Source organism: Variovorax sp. ZS18.2.2 (assembly GCF_024701975.1).
GTDB lineage: Bacteria > Pseudomonadota > Gammaproteobacteria > Burkholderiales > Burkholderiaceae_C > Variovorax.
In genome coordinates this window covers 970650-994374 of sequence record NZ_JANLNM010000001.1, presented here as the reverse complement: position 1 = coordinate 994374, position 23725 = coordinate 970650, and the positions used below count along the sequence as shown (strand labels likewise).

The following is a 23725-nucleotide window of genomic DNA, read 5'->3' as shown; positions in this document are numbered from 1 at the left end:
GCCCAAGCATGTTCCATGCATCCGATCTCACCAAATCATCATCGGACTTCGATTAATTTAGTCGGCCCTGCAAATCCCCGACAACCCGCATGAACACTGAGTTTGCGCTGGCGCACAAACACTCCCAATCTCCCGAGAATCGTTGCATCAGGCGCTGATTTCTTCCGCCCGCGCCTGGCCGAGACGATTGACCTGCGCCATCCACTGGCGGTGCTGGCCAACGGCCTTCCCGGGCACAGATCCGGGTGGCGCAGGCGTTACCGCAGCCGGTTGTCCCCGCCTGCCCATCTGTTTCATGGCCAACTTGCTGTACCTCAAGCACGACCAGTTAGTTACAAAACTTTTCATGGTTGTGTGAGAAAGTGCCTCGCGAGTTACTGCAGCCAAAAATAAAGTGATTGAATCTTGATTTGCATGGAGGGATATGAAAAGAAGATTGAAAGTTATTCTGACAATATTTGGCTTCGCCTTCTTGGCCTCATGCGGAGGAGGAGAGGGTGAAAAAACGGGCCTAACTGCGCCTTCCGGGGAAACCGGCACCACACTCTCACCGAGGCAAGAGAAATTCGAATCAGAAGAGGGATATCCATTGACCGCGGTTATTTGGCCTGAAAGAGAAATAGCAGTTTGCTGGCAAATGGATGTCGACGCCTTTAATTCATATTCAGCTCAGCGCGAAAGTGTGCGGCAGGCCATTCATTCCACATGGGAGCAATCATCACTTGTCCGTTTTATTGGATGGCAACGATGCAATGGAACGCCTAATCAAGGTGTATCTATCGCAGTTCAAGATGTCGGGGCTCATACCAAGGGTTTAGGCACTCGCTTGAGAAATGTGGTGGAAGGTGTGGTGCTGAATTTTGAATACACGCAGTGGAGCCCCGACTGCCAAAACCAAAAGGACTATTGCAATAGAGTACTCGCCGTGCACGAATTTGGCCATGTTCTTGGTTTTGCACATGAACAGAATCGACCAGACACACCCGATCCCCGGTGCGCCGCCCAAGAACAGGGAACTGATGGTGATGCGCTGTTTGGAGATTGGGACATTTCTTCAGTAATGAATTACTGCAATCCACAATGGAACGGAGATGGAGCTTTGAGTCCAACGGATATCGCCATGGTAAAAAAATATTATGGCGATCCAGCGGGCATCGCATTTATTGATATTACGCCGAGCATTTATTTGCTTACCAACTGATTTTCGAAAACTTACGGAGGATAAAAATGTTGAAGTCTTTGATTCCAGCGATGATGATCGCAGCTTCTTTGCCCGCTCTGGCTGGATCAGCCAATGGCAGAGTAAATTTAATTGCAGTTCAGCCAGGCGTAATTGTTATTGAGATCGCCAATCAAGTTGATCGACCGGCGTGCGCAACCATGACAGGATTTACTATTGATGGAAGTAGTTCGGAGGGGAAAAACACAATGGCACTTGCGCTTGCTGCCGCCAGTCAAAATAAATCAATTAGCGTGACTGGAAAAGGGGTATGCACTTTAACGGGCAATCGAGAAAATATCGCGTATGTGGTTGTTGTTAACTAAAGAGCAATAAGGGCGCATTTACCCTGCCCAGGATATCGTGGGGTTCAGTGACACGTGATTGTTGAATCCCGCCGATCTCTGACCCTAGATTGGAGCCGCGCGCGCCGACCGCGAGGCCTTGCTTGTGCGTGACGGCTACGCTGACCTTCACGCCGAACATTGGGCTTTTGCCGCCGATGCATTCGACCTTCGGGACGTGCAAGGCGTACAGCTTGTGTTTGTCCCTGGCACGCCGAGTGCGGATCCGCTCGGCGCGTCTCATCAATTCGCGCGGGTTGGACATTGCACCGGTCGATGCGCCGGCCACCGTGGCGCCCATGACGGCGATCTTGCGCCCGACCTCACGCAGCACGCCCCCTTCAACCGCAGCTGATCCGCGCAGCGCTAACTACAATCGCGCCCCGTGCAAGAGATTCTGAATATCGCGGCCTACAAATTCGTAGCCATAGACGACAGCCCCGTGCTGCGTGAAGACCTGCGTGCCCGCACGCAGGCCCTGGGCCTCATGGGCACCATCCTGCTGGCGCCCGAAGGTATCAACCTGTTTCTGGCGGGCACCGCCGACGCCGTCCACACCTTCCTGGCCGGTCTGCGCGCCGATGCGCGCTTCGCCGATCTCGAGACCAAGGAAAGCTGGTCCGCCGCGCAGCCCTTCCGGCGCATGCTGGTCAAGCTCAAGCGCGAAATCATCCGCATGGACCATCCGGCCATCCAGCCAGCGGCCGGCCGCGCGCCCGGTGTCGATGCCCTCACGCTCAAGCGCTGGCTCGACCAGGGCCACGACGACGAAGGCCGCGAGATCGCATTGCTCGACACGCGCAACGACTTCGAGGTCGACGAAGGCACCTTCGACGGCGCGATCGACTGGCGCATCACCAAGTTCACCGAATTCCCGCCCGCGCTGAAAGCGCACCGCGCCGATTTCGAAGGCAAGACCGTGGTGAGCTTCTGCACCGGCGGCATCCGCTGCGAGAAGGCCGCGATCCTGATGCGCGAAGAAGGCGTGGAGCATGTACTGCAGCTCGAAGGCGGCATCCTGAAGTACTTCGAGGAAGTCGGCGGCGCGCACTACCACGGCGATTGCTTCGTGTTCGACGGCCGGCGCGCATTGGCGCCCGACCTGAGCGCACGCGCGGCCGATGCCAGCGCGCGCGCGTCGGAAGACATCGACCTGGGCCGCGGCCTGAAGAAATAACCGGCACTCACCGGCAACCCCTCATGCGCATCCTCCTGGTGGAAGACGAACTGGACATGGCCTCGTGGCTCATCCGGGCGTTGACCCAGAGCGGCTTCGTGGCCGACCATGCGCCCGATGCGCGCACCGCCGAGGCCTTCATGGCCGGCACCGAATACGACGCCATCGTGCTGGACCTGCGCCTGCCCGACAAGCACGGCCTGAGCGTGCTGGCCGACATGCGCGATGCCGACGACCGCACGCCCGTGCTCATCCTCACCGCGCAGGGCGCGTTGCAGGACCGGGTGCGCGGCCTGAACCTCGGCGCGGACGATTTCCTCACCAAGCCCTTCGAGCTGGTCGAGCTCGAGGCGCGCCTGGCCGCGCTGGTGCGACGCAGCCGCGGCAAGCAGCATCCGCGGCTGCAGTGCGCCTCGCTCTCGTACGACAGCGAAAGCCACGCCTTCACGCTGCGCGGCACGCTGCTGTCGCTCACGCCGCGGGAGCAAGCGGCGCTCACCGCGCTCCTGATGCGCAGCGGCGCGCCGGTCGGCAAGTCGCAGCTCTTTGCCAAGGTGTTCACCAACGACAGCACCGCCGGCCCCGACGCCATCGAGGTGGTGCTGCACCGCCTGCGCCGCAAGCTCGCGGACAGCGACGTGCGCATCGTCACCGTGCGCGGGCTGGGCTACATGCTCGAGAGCATTGCCGATGGACCCCCAGGCTCCGTCCCGCCCACCGAGGGCTGAACCGCAGCGCTTCGGCATCCGCGCGCGCCTGCTCGCGCTGCTGCTGCCGGGCATCGTCGCGCTGCTGGCGCTGGACAGCTGGAACGACTACCGCACGCTCACCGATTCGCTGGTCGTCGCCTACGACCAGAGCCTGCTCGAGCCGGTGCAGGCGCTGGCCAACGGCATCGTGGTCGCGAGCGACGGCAGCGTGCGGGTGCAGGAGGCCTTCTCGGTGCAGGCGATGTTCGAATCGACGCACCTGCGCTACAAGTACCTGCACGTCGGCGTGCAGCGCATTCCCAAGGGCGGGACGCTCGACCCCAACGGGCCCGAGGACACGCTCATGGGCGTGCCCGGCCTGCCCCGCCCCGCGCAAACGCCGCCCGACGGCACGCCGGTGTTCTACGACGCGGTGCACGAGCAGCACCCGGTGCGCGTGGCCGCGCTGCGCCAGACGGTCTACGACAACACCCATGCCGGCACCGCCTACAGCGTGCTCATCCAGGCCGCCGAAGGCACCGGCCCGCGCCTGCAGGCACAGAACGAATCGCTCAAGCAGGAACTGCTGCGCGACGCGCGCATGGTGCTGGTGATGGCCGTGCTGGTGTGGCTCGGCGTCGCCTGGACGCTGCGGCCGCTGGAGCGCCTTCGCCGGTCGCTGCGCGAACGCCCGCGCGACGACCTGAAGCCGCTCGACGCGAGCGGCGTGCCGCAGGAGGTGGTGCCGCTGGTGGATGCGGTCAACCACCACATCGCGGACCACCGGCGCATGGTGGCGGAGCAGTCTCAGTTTCTGGCCGATGCCTCGCACCAGTTGCGCACACCGCTGAGCATCCTGTCGATCCAGGCCGGCTATGCGGTGCGCGAGACCGACCCGGCGCGCATGCGTGAATCGCTGCACGCGATCGTCGCGCAGCTCGCACGCACGCGGCGCCTGAGCGAGCAACTGCTGGCGCTGGCGCATGCCACGACCGAAGACGAGATCGCTGGTGGCACCGAGCCCGAGGTCGTCGACCTCAGCGACATCGCGCGCGCCGTGGTGCTGCAGTACCTGCCGCTCGCACGCGAGCACGACCAGGACCTGGGCTGGGTCGATGCGCGCGGTGAATCGGAGACGGAAGACCAGACCCCGCTGCTCCCCGTCAAGGCCAACGGCGCCGAGCTGCACGAGGTGCTCGCGAACCTCGTGCACAACGCCATCAAGTACACGCCGCGCGGCGGCAACATCACGGTGACCGTGCGGCGCGAGGCCTCGCATGCGCTGGCCGAGGTGTGCGACAGCGGCCCGGGCATCGCCCCCGAACGGCGCGACAGCGTGTTCGAGCGCTTCCACCGCGACCCGGCCGCAGGCGCCGTCGCCACGCAGGGCGCGGGCCTCGGCCTCACCATCGCGCGCAGCTATGCGCGGCGAAACGGCGGCGAGATCGAACTCGACAGCGCCGACACGCCGGAGAGCGCGAACGGCGGCGGCCTGCGCGCGATCCTGAAGCTACCGCTAGCGACCGTTTTACCTAGGGTTTCTGCGGGGTAGCGCGGTACGCAATTACACGTATTTTGGGGTTCAAGAGGCCTTTCGCACTCTCATCGAAAGGCGATTGAAAGCCTCGATTCCTAGACTGCGCTCCTTCCAAATCGAAGGAGACTCAATGCACCCGCACGGTGAAGATCCGGCCTCGCACGCGCTTCGGCCCGCATCGAAATTCAAGAAGGATTACTACGGCGGCGCGTTGCTCGTGGTCATTGGCCTGGCGGCCGTCTATGCCGGTGTCGGCTACCGCGTCGGCGAGCTGGCGCACATGGGACCGGGCTTCTTCCCGGTGGCGCTCGGAGGCCTGCTCGCGCTCACGGGCCCGCTCATCGCCATCTCCGCGCGTGGCGACAAGCCCTCGAGCGGCGAAGAAGCCGCATCGCACGGCCATCCGGGCGGCATGCCCGACCTGCGCGGCGGCATCTGCATCATCCTGGGCATCCTCGCGTTCCTGCTGCTCGGCGAATACGGCGGCCTGCTGCCGGCGACCTTTGCGATCGTGTTCATCTCGGCGCTCGGTGACCGCGACAACACGCTGACCGAAGCGGTGCTGCTTTCGCTCGCGATGTCGTTCATCGCGGTGGTGGTGTTCTGGTGGGCGCTGAAGTTGCAGCTGCCGTTGTTCCAATGGAGAGGCTGAAGCCATGATCGGTCAATCCCTCCACGACCTCTGGTTCGGCTTCGGTGTCGCGTTCCAGGGCTCCAATCTCTTGTGGTCGTTCTTCGGCGTGCTGGTGGGCAACCTCATCGGCGTGTTGCCGGGCATGGGCGCGCTGCAGGCCATCTCGATCCTCTTGCCGCTCACCTACGCGATGCACCCGGTGCCCGCGATCCTGATGCTGGCGGGCATCTTCTACGGCTCGCAGTACGGTGGCGCCATCGGCGCCATCTTGATGAACATGCCCTCGCATCCGCCGCATGCGGTGACGTGTCTCGACGGCTACCCGATGACCAAGCAGGGCAAGGGTGGCGTCGCGCTCGGGGTGACGATGATCGCCTCGTTCTTCGCGGCGTCGGTCGGCATCATCGTGATGATCTTCGCCTCGCCGCTGCTGGTGCAGATCGCGTTCAAGTTCGGCCCGACCGAGATCTTCTCGATCATGCTCTTGGGCCTGCTCGCGGGCTCGACCATGTCGCGCGGCTCGCCGCTCAAGGGCGTGGCGATGACGATCTTCGGCCTCCTGTGCGGCGTGGTCGGCACCGACGTGAACAGCGGCAGCTTCCGCTTCGCCTTCGGCCTGCCCGAGCTGAGCGACGGCCTGGAGTTGGTGGCCATCTCGATGGGCCTCTTCGGCGTGGCCGACTTCCTGCTCAACGTGAACCGCATGAAGGCCATCGGCGACACCGGCACGCTCAAGCTGAGCGACATGCGCCCGAGCAAGGAAGAGCTGAAGCGCGCCTTCCCCGCGATGATCCGCGGCACCATCGTCGGCACGGTGTTCGGCGCGATGCCCGGCACGGGCCCGACCATCACCACCTTCATCGCCTACGCGCTGGAGCGCAAGGTGTCGAAGACGCCCGACAAGTTCGGCACCGGCATGATCGAAGGCGTGGCCGGCCCCGAGGCCTCGGCCCACTCGAAGACGCAGGTCGACTTCATCCCGACGATGAGCCTCGGTATTCCGGGCGATGCGGTGATGGCGCTGATCCTCGGCGCGCTGCTGATCCAGGGCATCCAGCCCGGGCCTCAGCTCATCACCGAGCACCCAGACATCTTCTGGGGCCTGATCGCCTCGTTCTGGATCGGCAACGTGATCCTCGTGGTGCTCAACGTGCCGATGATCGGCGTGTGGGTCAAGCTCCTGAAGGTGCCCTACAAGTACCTGTTCCCGGCCGCGATGTTCTTCATTGCGACTGGCGTCTACAGCACGCAGAACAGCCTGTTCCAGATCTGGGAAGTGCTGGTATTCGGCATCGTCGGCGCTGTGCTGATGACGCTGGAGTTCTCGGTCGCGCCGATCTTGCTGGGCTTCGTGCTCGGGCCGATGGTGGAAGAGAACTTCCGCCGCGCGCTGCTGCTCTCGCGCGGCGACATGTCGGTGTTCGTGACGCGGCCGATCAGCGGCACCTTCATCGGGCTGTGCGTGCTGCTGCTGGCCGGTGTGGGCTTCTCGGCATGGCGCGGCCGCGCGGGGCGCAAGGCCATGATCGAACTGCCGAAAGCGCCCGATGGCGCACCGCCGGCCGAGGCCATCTCGATCGGCAGCAAGTAAGCCGAATGCGCAAAGACTAAGGGCCCGTTGATCGGGCCCTTTTTTCATGTCCGCCTGCTTGCTTACACCGGCGTCGTGCCCGTGTCGGGCTCGCGCACGCCAAAAGGCTTGCCCGGCAGCGGAATGAATTCGGTCTCGCCAGGCACATGGCCCATGCGTTGTGCGGCCCAATCGGCACCGGCTTCGAGAATGCGTTCGCGCCGGCTCGAAACGAAGTTCCAGGTGATGTAGCGCGGACCGTCGAGCGGCTCGCCGCCGATCACCATCAAACGTACTGCAACATCGGACGTCAGGACCGCGCCTTGCCCGTCGGGCAGCACCGCCATCGTGTGCGCGGGGATCGCCTCGCCGTTGACGCGCACATCGGCATCGACGGCATAGATGGCCAGCTCTGGCGCCAATGCAGGCAGCTCGAAGCGCCCGCCTGCCGGCAATGCAATGTCGAGGTAGACGGTCTGCGCCAATGTCTTCACCGGAGAGCGTTGGCCGAAGGCCTCGCCCACCAGCACGCGCACGTTGGCGCCCTGCTCCACCACTTCGGGGATGGCGCTGGAGGCCGTGTGCTCGAAGCTTGGCTCGACCTCTTCATGCGCCTGGGGCAACGCGGCCCAGAGCTGCAGCCCGTGGTTCACGTAGGTGTCGGCCTTCAGGCGCTCGGGCTTGCGTTCGGAATGCACGATGCCGCGCCCCGAGGTCATCCAGTTGATCGCGCCGGGCAGGATCTCCTGCACGCTGCCGAGGCTGTCGCGATGCATCATCGCGCCCTCGAAAAGATAGGTGACCGTCGCGAGGCCGATGTGCGGATGCGGCCGCACGTCGTGCTCGGTGCCGGGCTTCTCGGTGGCCGGCCCGAAATGGTCGAAAAACACGAAGGGTCCGACCGAGCGGCGCTGCGCGGCGGGCAGGAGGCGCCTCACATTGAAGCCACCACCCAGGTCCTTGTCGTGCGGTTGAAGCAGTTGGGGCAACTGAGTCTGGGCGGTGGTATCGGTCATCGGGGGCTCCGTGGGTGGCTGGGTTTTATCCGCGTGATCTTGCCACTGCCGCAATACGCTCGCCGAACGCGCGGGCTGTATCGAAGTCACCCTTGAACATCTCGGCCGGGCTCGCGTCCGATGGCGATTGCGTCAGCAGGCCGCCGTAGCCGCCCACATAGTTCATCGACTCGCGCGTGGCGGCCTTGTTGTTGGTCGGCAGGATGCCCATGCTGACCCAGATGCCGCTGTGCTGCATCGCGAGCGTCCAGAGGTAGCCCAAGGTCGTGACCTTGTCGCCGTTCATGGTGGCGCTGTTGGTGAAGCCCGCGAAGAGCTTGTCTTTCCAGCCCTGCGTGTACCAGACCTTCGACGACGCATCGGCGAACTTCTTGAACTGCCAGCTCACGCCGCCCATGTAGGTCGGCGAGCCGAAGACGATGGCGTCGGCCGCGGCCAGCGTTTCCCAGCCGCCTTCGGGCAGGTTGCCGTCGGCGTCGATGGCGAGCAGTTGCGCGCCGGCGGATTCGGCCACGGCTTGCGCAATGCGCTGGGTATGGCCGTAGCCGGAATGGAAGACGACAACGATGTTTGCCATTGGATGATCTCCTGAGTGAAACGATGGTCAGTGGGGGCGAATGCCTTTTCGTGGAACACCGAGGAACCGGCTTTGCCGGGCCTCAGGTGTTGCCCCCGGTGGGGGTTGGCGAAGCGACACGAAGTGCGCGAAGCCTGGGGGAGAGCTTATTTTTTATCGATGCTGAAGCGGCCGGGGCCGAAGGCGGCGAACGCGAGCAGGCCACCGGCAATGGCGATGTTCTTGTTGAAGTTGATCTGCTGCATCATCTTCATCGCATCGGGTACCGCCCAGTACTTGTGGAAGAACAGCGCGGTGGCGATGGTGAAGAGCGCCAGCACGATGGCGGTCCAGCGGGTCTTGAAGCCCAGCAGCAGCGCAATGCCGAAGCCCAGCTCGACGATGATGGCAATCGCGGCGCCCACTTCTGGCAGCGGAAGGCCCACCGACGTGATGTAGCCCACGGTGCCGCCAAAGCCCATGAGCTTGCCGATGCCGGCGGGAATGAACAGGTACGCGACCAGGATGCGGCCGATCAGCGCCAGGGTGTCCTGGGCTGCATTGGGGGTGGTTGTGGTTGCCATGATTGAAAACTCCTCGGGTTGTTGAAATACAGGGACGGGAAAAAAAGCCGAGCGACAGGCGCCCGGCGATGGATCAGGCAGTCAGGTCGAACACGAGCACTTCGGCATCCTTGCCGCCGCCGAGGGTCAGCTGCGATTCGCCTTCGAGCATCGCGGCGTCGCCGCCCACGAGCTTCTTGCCATTGACCTCGAGCTCGCCGCGCACCAGGTGCACGTAGCTCTTGCGCGACGGGTCGAGCACCAGGCTGGCCTTCTCTTCGCCGTCGAGGAGGCCCGCGAACAGGCGCGCATCGGCATTCACCTTCACCGAGCCGTCGCTGCCGTCGGGCGAGGCGACGAGGCGCAACTTGCCGCGCTTCTCGGCGTCGCTGAACTGCTTCTGCTCGTAGCCGGGCGCGATGCCGCGCACGTTGGGCTCGATCCAGATCTGCAGGAAGTGCGTGGTCTCGTCCTTCTTGTGGTTGAACTCGCTGTGCATCACGCCGCGGCCGGCGCTCATGCGCTGGACGTCGCCCGGCGGAATGGATTCGATGTTCCCCATGCTGTCCTTGTGCGCCAGTTCGCCCGAGAGCACGTAGCTGATGATCTCCATGTCCTTGTGGCCATGGGTGCCGAAGCCCGCGCCCGCGGCCACGCGGTCTTCGTTGATCACTCGCAGGTTGCCGAAACCCATGTGGGCCGGGTCGTAGTAACCGGCAAAAGAAAAGCTGTGGAACGAGCGCAGCCAGCCATGGTCGGCATAACCGCGTTCCTGTGATTTACGGACTTGCAACATCGTAGAACTCCTTGGCCGTTCCCCGAAGGGATGTTCTGGCCTTCTTCGTATGCCGCGCCGGATGCGCAGCGGATGTGAAGAACTTTAGGCCTGCGCCTGCGAGGGAAAAGCGCCTGGTTTTGATGGCATCATTCAAATTTTTTGATCAATCGATGGAGCCGCCATGCCCAGCGCCAGAGACGTACTGACCCCCGACGCGCTCGCCATGCTGCAGACGGTGGCCAACACCGGCAGCTTCGCCGGCGCGGCACGCGCGCTCAACCTCGTGCCCAGCGCACTGAGCTACCGGGTGCGACAGATCGAAGACGCGCTCGACGTGCTGCTGTTCGACCGCAGCGCGCGCCAGGCGCGCATCACCGAGGCCGGCGCCGAGCTGCTGCGCGAATCGGCGCGCCTCCTGAATGAGATCGACGCGGTGGCCAACCGCGTGAAGCGCGTGGCCACCGGCTGGGAGCCGATGCTCACCATCGCGGTCGACAGCGTGATCGCGCGCGACCCGCTGCTCGACCTGGCCACCGCCTTCTTCGCGCTCGATCCGCCCACGCGGCTCAAGCTGCGCGACGAGACGCTGCTGGGCACCATCGAGGCGCTGACGAGCGGCGAGGCCGACCTCGCCATCGGCGCGGTGCTCGATGCGGCGAGCCTTGCCTTCACGGCCACCGGCATTCGCAGCCGGCCCATCGGCGAGCTGCGTTTCGTGTACGCCGTGGCGCCGCACCATCCGCTCGCGCGGCTGCCAGAGCCGCTGACCGATGAAGTGCTGCGCCAGTACCGCGCGGTCGCGGCCGCCGACTCGGTGCGCAGCGGGCCGAGCATGACGGTCAACCTCGTCGGCGGGCAGGACGTGCTCACCGTGCCGAGCATGCAGTTCAAGCTGGCGGCGCAATTGCATGGACTGGGTGGCGGCTTCCTGCCCGAGCCGATGGCGCGGCCGTACATCGAGGCGGGCCACCTGATCGAACGCAGGACCGAGCGCATGCCGCCGCTCGGCACCATGCATTGCGCATGGCGCGTGCGCAGCGCGGGCGGGCCGGGGCGCGCGCTCGAATGGTGGCTCGCGCAGTTCGAGCACGAGGCCACGCGGCGCGCGCTGCTGGAGCGCCATCGGGGACGCTGAGGAAAGTCCCGAGGACCAGTGCTCCGGCCGCCCTCGCAGACCGATGTAGAGTGCGGACACATTCATCCGCATCCCTCCTCAAAAGAAAAGAGTCCGCCATGACCACTCGCGCAACTGCAAAGCAGACCGACCGCCACCGAACCCCTTCCACCCCTCGCCACTACGCCGTCGTCGGCGCCGGCATCGCCGGGGTGGCCTGCGCACGAACGCTGGTGCAGGCGGGCCACAAGGTCACGCTGTTCGAACGCGAAGCCGCACCCGGTGGCCGCATGGCAAGCATCGGCACCGCCTTCGGCCGCTTCGACAGCGGCGCGCAGTACTTCACCGTGCGCGATCCGCGCTTTGCACTGGCACTCGAATCCACGCCCAACCTCTGCCGCCCCTGGAGCGCCAACCTCGTGCGCGTGCTCGACGCCCACGGCCGCGTGGCCGAAGCGGCACTGCCGGGCCGCGAGTCGCACTGGGTGGCGCAGCCCGGCATGGATGCGCTGGTCGCCCACTGGGCCGCGCCGCTCGCAAACAACCTCATCGCGAACACGCAAGTCACCCAGATCGAGCCCGACGCGCTCGACGCCAAGCGCTGGCAACTGCGCACCGCGGGCGAAGACGATTCGCAGCATGTGTACTCGGGCTTCGACGCCGTGCTGCTCGCCGTGCCGCCCTCGCGCACCCGCGTGCTGCTGGGCGACGGCAAGCTCTCCGCGTCCATCAGCCAGAAGATCGAGCCGGTGCGCATCGCCCCCTGCTGGACGCTGATGATCGCGTTCCCGCAGGCCAACCAGGCCAACATGTCGCACCTCGGCCCGCAGTGGAACGCGGCGCGCAGCACCCACCATCGCGTGGCGTGGCTCGCGCGCGAATCGTCCAAGCCCGGCCGCGAACGCATCGAGCGCTGGACGCTGCAGGCCAGCGCCGCCTGGTCGCAAGAACATCTGCGCGACGACGCGCCGCGCGTCGAAGCCAAGCTGCTGCGCGCCTTCGCCGAAATCACCGGCATCCACGCCGTGCCCTCGCATGCGCAGACGCGCTGCTGGACCGAAGCACAGACGCAGGTGCCCGTGGGCAAGACCCACCTCTGGGACGCCAAGGCCCGCATCGGCGTGGCCGGCGACTGGTGCACGGGGCACCGGGTGGAAGACGCGTTCCTCTCGGGCCTCTCGCTGGCGCTCGCAGTCATCTGATCGACCTGCCGGATGCGTGAGACCGGCCGTTTCGCGCCCTCGCCCACCGGCCCGCTGCACGCCGGCTCGCTGGTGGCCGCGCTCGCGAGCTGGCTCGATGTGCGCGCCCGTGGCCCGCAGGCGCGCTGGCTGATCCGCATCGAGGACGCCGACACCGAACGCTGCCTGCCCGGCATGGGCGAGCACATGCTGCGGCAGCTCGCCGATTGCCATCTGCTGCCCGACGAAACGCCCGTGTGGCAGACGCAGCGCACGGTGCGCTACGAAGCTGCGCTGCAGAGGTTGCAGGCCCTCGGCCTCGCCTATTCCTGCGGCTGTTCGCGCAAGGACATCGACACCGCGCTCGCTCGGCTCGGCCAGCGGCACGAGCGGCATGGCGAGCGCGTGTACCCCGGCACCTGCCGCGATGGCCTGCACGGCAAGCCCGCGCGGGCCTGGCGCTTCGCCACCGAGAAGTTCGAATCGGCACGGCCAGGCGAACTCCGCTGGACCGACCGGCGCCTGGGCGAGCAACACCAGGACGTCAGCCGCGAGGTCGGCGACTTCGTGCTGCGCCGCGCCGATGGCCCGTGGGCCTATCAACTCGCCGTGGTCGTCGACGATGCCGAACAGGACGTGACCGACGTGGTGCGCGGCGAGGACCTGGCCGACAACACCGCGCGCCAGATCCTCCTGCAGCGCGCGCTCGGCCTGCCGACGCCGAGCTACCTGCACACGCCGCTGGTGCGCGGCGCCGACGGCGACAAGCTCTCCAAGCAGAACGGTGCGACGCCCATCGACACCGCGACGCCAGAAGCCGCGCTGGCCGCGCTCGACACGGCCGCGCGCGTGCTCGGCCTCGGCCCCGCCACGGCCACATCCTGCGCCGCCGCACTGGCCGGCTGGGTGCCCGAATGGCGCGCTCTCTACAATTCGCGGCCGTAATGACCTTTCCCGACACCGTGCCCCACGACCTCCCGCCCAGCGACGACAACACCGACGACAGCGCAGGCGACGGCGACAACAAGCCGCACCCGCTGCACCGCCGCCTCAAGAGCTTCGTGAAGCGTGCCGGCCGCACCACCGATGGCCAGGCGCGGGCCTTTTCCGAACTGGGTCCGCTGTTCCTCATCCCCTACACCCCGGAGCCGCTCGACCTGACCGCAGCCTTCGGCGGTCGCGCCGCCCCGACTGTGCTGGAGATCGGCTTCGGCATGGGCGAGGCCACCGCGCACATCGCCACGGTGCGGCCCGAGACCAACTTTTTCTGCTGCGAGGTGCACGAGCCCGGCGTGGGCGCGCTGCTCAAGCGCATCGGCGAGCAGTCGATCTCGAACATCCGCATCTGCGCGCACGACGCGGTCGACGTGCTCGACCACATGCTGCAGGCCGGCACGCTGGCCGGCGTGCACGTGTTCTTCCCGGACCCGTGGCACAAGAAGCGCCACAACAAGCGCCGGCTGATCCAGCCTGAATTCGTGACCAAGCTGGCGCAGCACCTGCGCCCCGGCGGCTACATCCATTGCGCCACCGACTGGCGGCCCTACGCCGAGCAGATGCTCGAAGTGCTGGCGGCCGAGCCGCTTCTGCGCAACACGGCCGAAGGCTATGCGCCGAAGCCGGAATACCGGCCGCTCACCAAGTTCGAGAACCGCGGCATCAAGCTGGGCCACGGCGTGTGGGACCTGGTGTTCGAACGCGCCTGAAGAAGAAAGCCCGCTACTCGACCTGAAAGCGGAACGGCAGCCGCATCCGGGTGCGCACCGGGCGCCCGTCCGCCGACCGTGCCGGATCGAAGCGCCATCCCTTGAGCGCATCGGTCACGGCCTTCGACAGCAGCGGGTGCGGCGACCTTTCGATGCGGACGTCCTCGGCCTTGCCTTCGGTGCCGACGTAGAACTCCGCGATCACCTGGCCCTCGACGCCCTCTTCCGCCAGCGCGGTGGGATAGGCGGGAATGCGACGCTCGCGAATCACCGCCATCGTCTCGACAGCAAGCGCCTTGGGGCGCGTGGCCTCGACCGGCGGCGCGCTGATGACCATGGGCGACGGTTCCGGCGCAGCGCCTGGTGGCGGCACCGGCGCGGGCTCCGCGATTTCCACCACGTCCCGCGACGGCACGGTGCATCCCGCGAGCACCATGCACAACCCCCATCCACCCCAGAGAAAAGCAAATTTCATAGGGGAATTCTGTAGCGGCCCCGCCTATCGCCCTGGCCTCGATATTGCTACACTTTTTTACTACTGTAAGCAAAGGGTGTCCAGATGAACACGTCACGCAGGGAATGGCTGGGCAAGGCATACGGCGCGCTGCTGCTGGGAAGTGGCATCGGCATCACTCACAGGGTCTCGGCGCAGACCCGCACAGGCGGCGCACCCCGCGTCGTGCTGCTCGGGCAATCGGTGCCGCTGACCGGCAGCGCCTCTGAAATCGGCAACGCCTTTGCGGCGGGCAGCCGACTCGCGGTGAGCGACTTCAACACCCGCAACGCCACCACCGGACTGCAGTTGAAACTGGTCCAACTCGACGACGGCTACGACGCCGCGCGCGCCACCGCCAACGCGCGCACCCTGCTCGGTACCCAGAAGGCCGACCTGCTGTTCGGCTTCGTCGGCACCGCCAGCAGCGAGGCCGGCGCGAACGTCGCCACGCAACAGGGCAGCCTGCTCTTCGCGCCGTTCGCGGCCTCCGACAACCTGCGCGGCGCCGACCACCCCAATGTGTTCCATGTGCGGCCCGGCATGATCGACGAAGCCCTCAAGATCGTGCGCCAGTGCGCCACCGTGGGGCAGACCCGCGTGGCGCTCGTGGGCGACGACGACGCCATGGGCCGCGCCGGCCTTGCGGCCGTGCAGCAGGCCATCACCGAACTCAAGCTCACGCCGCTGGTCGCCAGCGCGCTGGTGCCCGCGGGCGGCGACAAGCTCGACGCCGCGCTGAAAGACGTGCAGAAGCAGTCGCCCCAGGCCATCGTGCTGGTGTCGCTCTCTGGCACCACCGCCAACGCCATTCGCAAGCTGCGCAAGAGCGGCTACACGGGCAACTTCATGGCCTTCTCGATCGTCGGCATCGATCCGCTCTACGCGGAACTCGGCAAGGACATCGGCGGCATCGTCATCTCGCAGGTGGTGCCCTCGCCGCGGCCCTCGGCGATTCCGATCGTCAAGGAGTACCTCGCGGCGGTCGACAACTCCGACCAGACCGCGTCGTACGAAGGGCTCGAAGGCTTCATCGCCGCCAAGGCCGTGGGCGAGGCGGTGCGCCGCGCGGGCCGCGGCTTCAACACCGCGACCCTGCAGCGCACGATGACCGCGATGACCGACTACGACGTCGGCGGCTTTCGCATCAACCTGCGCCCGGGGCTGCGGGACAACGTGCGCAGCATCGACCTGATCAGCATCTCGGCCGACGGTCGCGTGCTGCGCTGAAGCGCGAGAGCCTCACTCCCACACGCCGCTGACACCCACCCGTGCCGCCACGCCACCGGACGTGGTCGCTGCCACACCGCCGGTGACGCTCCAGCGGCCGCCTTCCGCAGTCTTGCGCAACGAGAGCGCAATGGCCGACTGGCTCGCGTAGTAGCCCATGCCTGCTGCATAGGTCACCTTGCCCGCAATGTATGGCGCGCTTTCCAGGGCCATCGCCGCAGCGACACCCGAGTAAGCCTTTTCCGCCACATTGCCGATGCTGTTCTGCAGTTCGGCCGCGCGCCTGTCGGTGTACTGGTTCGCCTGCAGGACGGCGCCGCCAAGCTGATTCACGTTGACGGCATCCGTGCCCTGGACGCCTGGCGCCACGTTGGAGATGCGCGTGCCCTCGGGTGCCTGGCCCGCACCCAGCGTGATCTGGTTGTAGTTGACTGACCCATCCGGGTTGGTCGCGTACTGCACGCTGCTGGCCTTCGATGCGCTCGATACAGCCTTCAGTTGCGCCACGTTGGCGGCATCGCTGTCGGCCGAGCCGGCCGCCACGCCCGTGATCTGGCGGAATTGGCCGTTGCCGGCATTGCCCACCGACACTGCGGCCTGCGTACTCGTGGTCGCTGCAATGGCCGCCTCCTGATCCGCCGTCGCATTGCCCGGCACATACCCCGCGACGCGCGCGGCCCTGGAAGCGACCGAGCCCGAACCGAGCGCAACGCCGCCGCTTTGCTGCACCACGGCACCGAAGCCGATGGCGGTGCCCCTGGACACGTTCTGCGCCTGGCTCAGCGGCGTGCCGCCTGCGTCTGCGTTGCCGCCGATAGCCACGCCGCCGCCGCCCGCCCGGGAATTGGCACCAATGGCCTGCGAGCCGGTGGCGAGAGCACCTGTACCCATCGCGATGGCATTGGCGCCCGTGGCCTGGGCACCGAAGCCGATCGCCACCGCGCCGTTGGCCGTGGCCTTCGCACCGTTGCCAGCAGCAAAAGAGTTGTCGCCGCTGGCCACTGCTCGAGGTCCGATCGCCACGGACTCCTGGCCGCTGGCCTCGGAATCCGCCTCCTTCGAGTTGGCCTGGAAGTACCTTGTGCCCTTGTCGTTGATCGTGTTGACGGTCGTGCTCAGGCTGCCGACGCTGCTGTTCGTCGTGCTCAGGCCGGTCGACAAGCTGGAGATGCCGCTGGCGGCAGTGCTCAAACCGGAGGACGTCGAGGTCGACAGGCTGCTGATGCTGCTGCTCGCTGTGCTCAGACCTGACGACGTGGAAGTCGACAGGCTGCTGACGCTGCTGGCGGCAGTGCTCAGTCCGGAGGACGTCGAAGTCGACAGGCTGCTCACGCTGCTAGCGGCAGTGCTCAGTCCGGAGGACGTCGAAGTCGACAGGCTGCTCACGCTGCTAGCGGCAGTGCTCAGTCCGGAGGACGTCGAAGTCGACAGGCTGCCGATGCTGCTCGTTGCAGTGCTTAGTCCAGACGAGGTCGACGTCGACAAGCTGCTGACGCTGCTCGCCGCAGTGCTCAGACCGGACGATGCCGAGGTCGACAGGCTGGTCACGCTGCTGGCAGCCGTGCTCAGTCCGGAGGACGTCGAAGTCGACAGGCTGCTCAGGCTGCTAGCGGCTGTGCTCAATCCACTCGATGTCGAAGTGGACAAGCTGCTCACGCTGCTGGCAGCCGTGCTCAGACCCGACGATGTCGAAGTCGACAGGCTGCTCAGGCTGCTAGCGGCTGTGCTCAATCCACTCGATGTGGAAGTGGACAAGCTGCTCACGCTGCTGGCAGCCGTGCTCAGACCCGACGATGTCGAAGTCGACAAGCTGCTCACGCTGCTAGCGGCTGTGCTCAGGCCCGACGACGTGGAAGTCGACAGGCTGCTGACGCTGCTAGCGGCTGTGCTCAGTCCGCTCGACGTGGAAGTTGACAGGCTGCTGACGCTGCTAGCGGCGGTGCTCAATCCACTCGATGTCGAAGTGGACAAGCTGCTCACGCTACTCGCGGTCGTGCTCAGACCCGACGAGGTGGAGGTCGACAAGCTGCTGACGCTGCTCGCGGCCGTGCTCAGGACGGAGGACGTCGAAGTCGACAGGCTGCTGACACTGCTGGCAGCCGTGCTCAGGCCGCTCGACGTCGAAGTCGACAAGCTGCTGACGCTGCTGGCAGCCGTGCTCAGGCCAGACGACGTCGAGGTCGACAGGCTGCTGACGCTGCTGGTAGCCGTGCTCAGGCCGGAGGACGTCGAAGTCGACAAGCTGCTGACGCTGCTGGCAGCCGTGCTCAGGCCAGAGGATGTCGAAGTCGACAAGCTGCTCACGCTGCTCGCGGCCGTGCTCAGACCGGATGACGTCGAGGTCGATAAGCTGCTGACGCTGCTGGCAGTCGTGCTCAGGCCAGAGGATGTCGAAGTCGACAGGCTGCTCACACTGCTGGCGGCAGTGCTCAATCCACTCGATGTCGAAGTGGACAAGCTGCTCACGCTGCTGGCGGCAGTGCTCAGGCCGGAGGACGTCGAGGTCGACAAGCTGCTGACGCTGCTCGCGGCCGTGCTCAAGCCGGACGATGTCGAAGTCGACAAGCTGCTGACGCTGCTGCTCGCTGTGCTCAGACCCGACGATGTCGAAGTTGAAAGGCTGCTCACGCTGCTCGCGGCCGTGCTCAGTCCGGAGGACGTCGAAGTCGACAAGCTGCTGACACTGCTGGCGGCCGTGCTCAAGCCGGACGATGTCGAAGTGGACAAGCTGCTCACGCTGCTAGCCGTAGTGCTCAAACCAGACGACGTCGAGGTCGACAAGCTGCTGACGCTACTCGCGGCAGTGCTCAGGCCGGAGGACGTCGAAGTCGACAGGCTGCTGACACTGCTGGCAGCAGTGCTCAGACCCGACGAGGTAGAGGTCGACAAGCTGCTGACGCTGCTCGCGGCAGTGCTCAGGCCCGACGATGTCGAAGTCGATAGGCTGCTGACGCTGCTAGCGGCAGTGCTCAGGCCGCTCGACGTCGAAGTCGACAAGCTGCTCACGCTGCTGGTAGCCGTGCTCAAACCAGACGACGTCGAAGTCGACAAGCTGCTGACGCTGCTCGTGGCGGTGCTCAAGCCGGACGACGTCGAGGTCGACAGGCTATCGATGCTGCTCGTAGCAGTGCTCAGGCCAGAGGATGTCGAAGTCGACAGGCTGCTGATCCCGCTGGTTGCAGTGCTCAGGCCAGATGACGTTGAGGTCGAGAGGCTGTCAATGCTGCTCGTGGCTGTGCTCAGACCAGAGGATGTCGAAGTCGACAGGCTGCTGATCCCGCTGGTTGCAGTGCTCAGGCCAGATGACGTTGAGGTCGAGAGGCTGTCAATGCTGCTCGTGGCTGTGCTCAGACCAGAGGATGTCGAGGTCGACAAGCTGCTGATACTGCTGGTCGCAGTGCTCAAGCCAGATGACGTTGAGGTCGAGAGGCTGTCAATGCTGCTCGTGGCTGTGCTCAGGCCAGACGATGTCGATGTCGACAGGCTGCTGATCCCGCTGGTTGCAGTGCTCAGACCAGATGACGTTGAAGTCGAAAGGCTATCGATGCTGCTGGTCGCTGTGCTCAAGCCAGACGAGGTCGAAGTCGAGAGGCTACTCACGCTGCTGTTGGTCGTGCTCAGGCCGCTCGAAGTAGATGTCGACAAGCTGCCGATACTGCTCGCCGCAGTGCTCAGTCCGGACGATGTCGACGTCGACAAGCTACTCACGCTGCTGTTCGTCGAACTCAGACCAGTGGACAGGCTGGAGATACCGCTGGACGTCGATGTCGACAGACTGCCGATGTTGCTCGTAGCCGTGCTCAAACCACTCGACGTAGACGTAGAGAGGCTATTGATACCACTGGTCGCTGTGCTCAGACCGCTTGAGGTAGATGTCGAAAGGCTACCGATGCTGCTCGTCGCGGTGCTCAAGCCACTCGAAGTGGATGTCGACAAGCTGCTCACGCTGCTGCTCGTCGAACTCAAACCAGTGGACAGGCTGGAGATACCGCTGGACGTCGATGTCGACAGACTGCCGATGCTGCTGGTCGCCGTGCTCAGGCCCGAGGAGGTCGAAGTCGACAGACTGCCAATGCTGCTGGTTGCAGTGCTCAGGCCGGATGAGGTCGATGTCGACAAGCTGCTCACGCTGCTGCTCGTCGAACTCAGACCAGTGGACAAGCTGGAGATACCGCTGGACGTCGAAGTCGACAAGCTGCCAATGCTGCTGGTCGTCGTGCTCAGACCAGAGGATGTCGAAGTCGACAGGCTGCTGATCCCGCTGGTTGCAGTGCTCAGGCCAGATGACGTTGAGGTCGAGAGGCTGTCAATGCTGCTCGTGGCTGTGCTCAGACCAGAGGATGTCGAGGTCGACAAGCTGCTGATGCTGCTGGTCGCAGTGCTCAGGCCAGATGACGTTGAGGTCGAGAGGCTGTCAATGCTGCTCGTGGCTGTGCTCAGGCCAGAGGATGTCGAAGTCGACAGGCTGCTGATGCTGCTGGTCGCAGTGCTCAGACCAGATGACGTTGAGGTCGAGAGGCTGTCAATGCTGCTCGTGGCTGTGCTCAGGCCAGAGGATGTCGAAGTCGACAGACTGCTGATGCTGCTTGTGGCGGTGCTCAAGCCACTCGACGTTGATGTCGACAGGCTGCTAATACTGCTGGTCGCCGTGCTCAGACCCGACGATGTCGAAGTCGACAGGCGGCCGATGCTGCTGGTCGCTGTGCTCAAGCCACTGGAGGTCGAGGTCGACAGGCTGCTGATCCCGCTGGTTGCAGTGCTCAGGCCGGATGACGTTGAAGTCGAGAGGCTATCAATGCTGCTGGTCGCTGTGCTCAAACCACTCGAAGTAGACGTCGACAAGCTGCCGATGCTGCTCGTCGCTGTGCTCAAGCCAGACGACGTCGAGGTCGACAGGCTGCTCACGCTGCTGGCGGCCGTGCTCAAGCCGGACGATGTCGAAGTGGACAAGCTGCTGACGCTGCTAGTCGTAGTGCTCAAACCAGACGACGTCGAAGTCGACAAGCTGCTCACCCTGCTCGCGGCCGTGCTCAGGCCGGAGGACGTCGAAGTCGACAGGCTGCCGACACTGCTGGCGGCCGTGCTCAGACCCGACGACGTCGAAGTCGACAAGCTGCTGACGCTGCTGGCAGCCGTGCTCAAGCCGGACGATGTCGAAGTCGACAGGCTGCTGACGCTGCTCGCGGCCGTGCTCAGGCCCGACGACGTCGAAGTCGACAGGCTGGTCACGCTGCTGGCAGCCGTGCTCAGACCCGACGATGTCGAAGTCGACAAGCTGCTCAGGCTGCTGGCAGCCGTGCTCAGTCCGGAGGACGTCGAGGTCGACAAGCTGCCCACGCTGCTGGCGGCAGTGCTCAATCCGCTCGACGTGGAAGTCGACAAGCTGCTGACGCTGCTCGCGGCAGTGCTCAGTCCGCTCGAGGTGGAAGTCGACAGGCTGCTCACACTGCTGGCGGCAGTGCTCAGACCCGACGATGTCGAAGTCGACAAGCTGCTGACACTGCTGGCGGCCGTGCTCAGACCCGACGATGTCGAAGTCGACAAGCTGCTGACACTGCTGGCGGCCGTGCTCAAGCCGGACGATGTCGAAGTGGACAAGCTGCTCACGCTGCTAGTCGTAGTGCTCAAACCAGACGACGTCGAGGTCGACAAGCTGCTGACGCTGCTAGCGGCAGTGCTCAGGCCGGAGGACGTCGAAGTGGACAGGCTGCTGACGCTGCTAGCGGCAGTGCTCAGGCCCGATGACGTCGAAGTCGACAGGCTGCTGACGCTGCTGACGGCCGTGCTCAGACCCGACGATGTCGAAGTCGACAGGCTGCTGACGCTGCTGGCGGCCGTGCTCAGACCCGACGATGTCGAAGTCGATAGGCTGCTTACGCTGCTGGCGGCAGTACTCAGGCCGCTCGACGTCGAAGTCGACAAGCTGCTGACACTACTGGCGGCTGTGCTCAAGCCACTCGACGTCGAGGTGGAAAGACTGTCGATGCTGCTCGTCGCGGTACTCAGACCAGAGGAAGTCGAGGTCGACAGGCTGCTGACGCTGCTGGTCGCGGTGCTCAACCCACTCAATGTCGAGGTGGACAAGCTGCTGACGCTACTGGCGGCTGTGCTCAAGCCGCTCGACGTGGAAGTCGACAAGCTGCTGATGCTGCTAGTCGCAGTGCTCAACCCACTCGACGTCGAAATCGACAAGCTGCTGACGCTACTCGCGGCAGTGCTCAGGCCGGAGGACGTCGAAGTCGACAAGCTGCTCACGCTGCTGGTAGCCGTGCTCAAACCAGACGACGTCGAGGTCGACAAGCTGCTGACGCTGCTAGCAGCCGTGCTCAGGCCGGAGGACGTCGAAGTGGACAGGCTGCTCACGCTGCTAGCGGCAGTGCTCAACCCGCTCGAGGTCGAAGTCGACAGAGTCCTGATACTGCTCGTCGCCGTACTCAACCCTGTAGAAAAGCTGGCCATGCTGCTAGTCACCGTGCTCAATCCCGTCGACGTCGAAGTCGAGAGACTGTTGAGCTGATCGAGATTGATCGCGTCGGTGAGTTGCGTTCCAGCAGCCAGATTGGTCAGTCTGTCGTTCGAGGCAGATATCTGCCCGTTGCCGGAGTTCAGCGTAACGGTGTTGGCGGCCAACGTGGCGCCGGCAGCGTTAATGACAAGTGAATTGGCGGTTCCAGCAAACCACAAACCGGAAGAAACGTCCCCTGCCCAAACAGCTCCTGCTGTCTCTGGCGGGCGGGCGCCGGTTAGGTAAGCAAAATTTTCACCCGCGACACCGGTGATGGGGTTGCCAAATGAAAAGCAATTTCCCCACCCACTGTTGGCCCAAATGCAGTTCTGCGCGCTTACCGTTGTGCTCCTCTGCGTTCCCATAGTGCTCTGCGCCAGCACTGGATTGCTGAGCCCTAACAACGCGAAAGCGGCCGCCGCTAGCGGCGCACGGAAAAAGGAGCCGGAACCTGGCGCAAGCTCACGCCCGGGGAGGGAGGTTTTTCCGGAACCTTTGCCACGACCGCGGCTGATCTCGGAGGCAGCGACCCAAGCACCGAGTGCTTCATTCCAGATAGTTTGAAAAGTCTTGTTCATTCGCAAAAATCGATCCGACAAAGAAATGGCATGTGCCGCGCCCGCATCGATCGCAAACGACAAGAAGAGTGCTGAGAGCGCATGCGGGATCAACCGCCCTGCTGCGCAATGCCGAACTTCCGCGAACAACCACCGGCCGCGCATCGTTCGATGCGTGCTCAGGTCTGTTCTGGGGGATTTCTCGCACCGGGTGCGAGGTTTAGGTCTGCTTCAACCACTCGACCCGCTGATGAAAACCACGGAATCCGTGGCAGCGATCGAAGGTCGCGAATCTAAATTCGTTCGTTTGAAAGGAGTTTTTTAAATGTCCAAAAACGACTTTCGAGCCCGGAAATCATTTTCGAATGTGAACAAATATCCCAATAGATGGATGTTCAGACGGACATGTATGTGAATACTTGAGTCTTAGTTGTCGAGTCGCAATAGGTTGTGCCCGGCAAGTCGGGAGGCTGGAGACCTGTCGCCCAAGGCCGAGTGCGGCCTCCTGGCGTCGTAGGGCCTGTTCACACTACGCAAGGGGTCGCGAAGCTCGCCACAGGCAGCCGTGTCGTGCGTTCATTGCTGTTGGCCCGCAGACGGCCATCAGCCCACTCGCGCAGACAGGTCTGGATGAATCGCTCGGCCTTGCCGTTGGTCTGTGGGCGATAGGGTCGGGTGAAGCTGTGTTTGATGCCAAGGCCTGGCAAGCCTTGGCGAACAGCCGCGAGCGCTAGGCCGCACCGTTGTCGGTGATCAGGCGCTTGATGGTCACGCCCAAAGCCGCGTAGTGCGCAACAGCGGCCTGATCGGCATTTCGGCCGAAGGTCGCGTGCTGCACTGAAGCGCGGCGGCGTCC

At 64.6% G+C, this 23725-nt stretch carries 18 protein-coding genes and 4 pseudogenes; 13 read left to right on the top strand and 9 right to left on the bottom strand.

Annotation, left to right across the window (positions count from 1 at the left end; genetic code table 11):
- Positions 1-138 precede the first annotated feature (138 nt).
- The 3 genes and pseudogenes from NU688_RS04770 to NU688_RS04760 form a co-directional block, all read left to right on the top strand.
- A pseudogene (locus NU688_RS04770) lies at positions 139-322 on the top strand (IS5/IS1182 family transposase); the annotation flags it as partial.
- A gap of 102 nt (positions 323-424) precedes the next feature.
- Entirely contained in the window at positions 425-1201 is a 777-nt protein-coding gene (locus NU688_RS04765; protein WP_257859379.1) for an ATPase, read from the top strand.
- 26 nt (positions 1202-1227) lie between these two features.
- A complete protein-coding gene (locus NU688_RS04760; RefSeq protein ID WP_257859378.1) occupies positions 1228-1545 on the top strand; it encodes a hypothetical protein in 318 nt (105 codons plus the stop codon).
- A 97-nt stretch (positions 1546-1642) separates the two neighbouring features.
- On the opposite strand, the pseudogene NU688_RS04755 reads toward NU688_RS04760, so the two are convergent.
- A pseudogene (locus NU688_RS04755) lies at positions 1643-1768 on the bottom strand (IS5/IS1182 family transposase); the annotation flags it as partial.
- A gap of 180 nt (positions 1769-1948) precedes the next feature.
- Between NU688_RS04755 and NU688_RS04750 the strand changes: the two are divergent.
- The 5 genes from NU688_RS04750 (at position 1949) to NU688_RS04730 (ending at position 7191) form a co-directional block, all read left to right on the top strand.
- Positions 1949-2740, top strand: a complete 792-nt coding sequence (locus tag NU688_RS04750) for a sulfurtransferase (protein WP_257859377.1) — start codon at positions 1949-1951, stop codon at positions 2738-2740.
- A 23-nt stretch (positions 2741-2763) separates the two neighbouring features.
- Positions 2764-3468 (top strand): response regulator, encoded by a 705-nt coding sequence (locus tag NU688_RS04745; RefSeq protein ID WP_257859376.1) that lies wholly within the window; start codon positions 2764-2766, stop codon positions 3466-3468.
- The gene (locus tag NU688_RS04740; RefSeq protein ID WP_257859375.1) at positions 3431-4981 is read left to right on the top strand and encodes a sensor histidine kinase; all 1551 of its coding nucleotides are present in this window, start codon (positions 3431-3433) and stop codon (positions 4979-4981) included. Before NU688_RS04745 ends, NU688_RS04740 begins: the two co-directional genes overlap by 38 nt.
- Positions 4982-5096: 115 nt before the next feature.
- Positions 5097-5618: a tripartite tricarboxylate transporter TctB family protein gene (locus NU688_RS04735; protein WP_257859373.1), complete on the top strand. Its 522-nt coding sequence runs from the start codon at positions 5097-5099 to the stop codon at positions 5616-5618.
- Positions 5619-5622: 4 nt separating this feature from the next.
- A complete protein-coding gene (locus tag NU688_RS04730; protein WP_257859372.1) occupies positions 5623-7191 on the top strand; it encodes a tripartite tricarboxylate transporter permease in 1569 nt (522 codons plus the stop codon).
- 62 nt (positions 7192-7253) lie between these two features.
- Here NU688_RS04730 and NU688_RS04725 read toward each other — a convergent pair whose 3' ends face one another.
- The 4 genes from NU688_RS04725 to NU688_RS04710 all read right to left on the bottom strand — a co-directional run bounded on the left by NU688_RS04725 (position 7254) and on the right by NU688_RS04710 (position 10101).
- On the bottom strand, positions 7254-8186 hold the full coding sequence (locus NU688_RS04725; RefSeq protein ID WP_257859371.1) for a pirin family protein: 933 nt from the start codon (positions 8184-8186) through the stop codon (positions 7254-7256).
- A gap of 25 nt (positions 8187-8211) precedes the next feature.
- Positions 8212-8763, bottom strand: coding sequence for a flavodoxin family protein (locus NU688_RS04720; protein WP_257859370.1), 552 nt, complete (start codon positions 8761-8763; stop codon positions 8212-8214).
- A 146-nt stretch (positions 8764-8909) separates the two neighbouring features.
- The gene (locus tag NU688_RS04715) at positions 8910-9326 is read right to left on the bottom strand and encodes a DoxX family protein (protein WP_257859369.1); all 417 of its coding nucleotides are present in this window, start codon (positions 9324-9326) and stop codon (positions 8910-8912) included.
- 73 nt (positions 9327-9399) lie between these two features.
- A complete protein-coding gene (locus NU688_RS04710; protein ID WP_257859368.1) occupies positions 9400-10101 on the bottom strand; it encodes a pirin family protein in 702 nt (233 codons plus the stop codon).
- Between the two features lie 163 nt (positions 10102-10264).
- On the opposite strand from NU688_RS04710, the gene NU688_RS04705 reads away from it, so the two are divergent.
- From NU688_RS04705 to trmB, 4 genes are all read left to right on the top strand, one after another.
- A complete protein-coding gene (locus NU688_RS04705; protein ID WP_257859367.1) occupies positions 10265-11218 on the top strand; it encodes a LysR family transcriptional regulator in 954 nt (317 codons plus the stop codon).
- A 98-nt stretch (positions 11219-11316) separates the two neighbouring features.
- Positions 11317-12399, top strand: coding sequence for an NAD(P)/FAD-dependent oxidoreductase (locus NU688_RS04700; protein ID WP_257859366.1), 1083 nt, complete (start codon positions 11317-11319; stop codon positions 12397-12399).
- A gap of 12 nt (positions 12400-12411) precedes the next feature.
- The gene (gluQRS, locus tag NU688_RS04695) at positions 12412-13323 is read left to right on the top strand and encodes a tRNA glutamyl-Q(34) synthetase GluQRS (protein WP_257859365.1); all 912 of its coding nucleotides are present in this window, start codon (positions 12412-12414) and stop codon (positions 13321-13323) included.
- Positions 13323-14084 carry a tRNA (guanosine(46)-N7)-methyltransferase TrmB gene (trmB, locus tag NU688_RS04690; protein WP_257859364.1) on the top strand — a complete coding sequence of 254 codons (762 nt, stop codon included), beginning with the start codon at positions 13323-13325 and terminating at the stop codon, positions 14082-14084. The genes gluQRS and trmB overlap by 1 nt, the downstream gene beginning before the upstream one ends.
- A 13-nt stretch (positions 14085-14097) precedes the next feature.
- Here trmB and NU688_RS04685 read toward each other — a convergent pair whose 3' ends face one another.
- Entirely contained in the window at positions 14098-14559 is a 462-nt protein-coding gene (locus NU688_RS04685; RefSeq protein ID WP_257859363.1) for an energy transducer TonB, read from the bottom strand.
- A gap of 84 nt (positions 14560-14643) precedes the next feature.
- Here NU688_RS04685 and NU688_RS04680 point away from each other — a divergent pair, with 84 nt between their 5' ends.
- The gene (locus NU688_RS04680) at positions 14644-15807 is read left to right on the top strand and encodes an ABC transporter substrate-binding protein (protein ID WP_257859362.1); all 1164 of its coding nucleotides are present in this window, start codon (positions 14644-14646) and stop codon (positions 15805-15807) included.
- A 12-nt stretch (positions 15808-15819) separates the two neighbouring features.
- On the opposite strand, the gene NU688_RS34035 is transcribed toward NU688_RS04680, so the two are convergent.
- From NU688_RS34035 to NU688_RS04670, 3 genes and pseudogenes are all read right to left on the bottom strand, one after another.
- Entirely contained in the window at positions 15820-22695 is a 6876-nt protein-coding gene (locus NU688_RS34035) for a YadA family autotransporter adhesin (RefSeq protein WP_374684632.1), read from the bottom strand.
- 75 nt (positions 22696-22770) lie between these two features.
- A pseudogene (locus tag NU688_RS34030) lies at positions 22771-22890 on the bottom strand (ESPR domain-containing protein); the annotation flags it as partial.
- A gap of 405 nt (positions 22891-23295) precedes the next feature.
- Positions 23296-23674: pseudogene (locus NU688_RS04670) on the bottom strand (integrase core domain-containing protein); the annotation flags it as partial.
- Between the last annotated feature and the right edge of the window lie 51 nt (positions 23675-23725).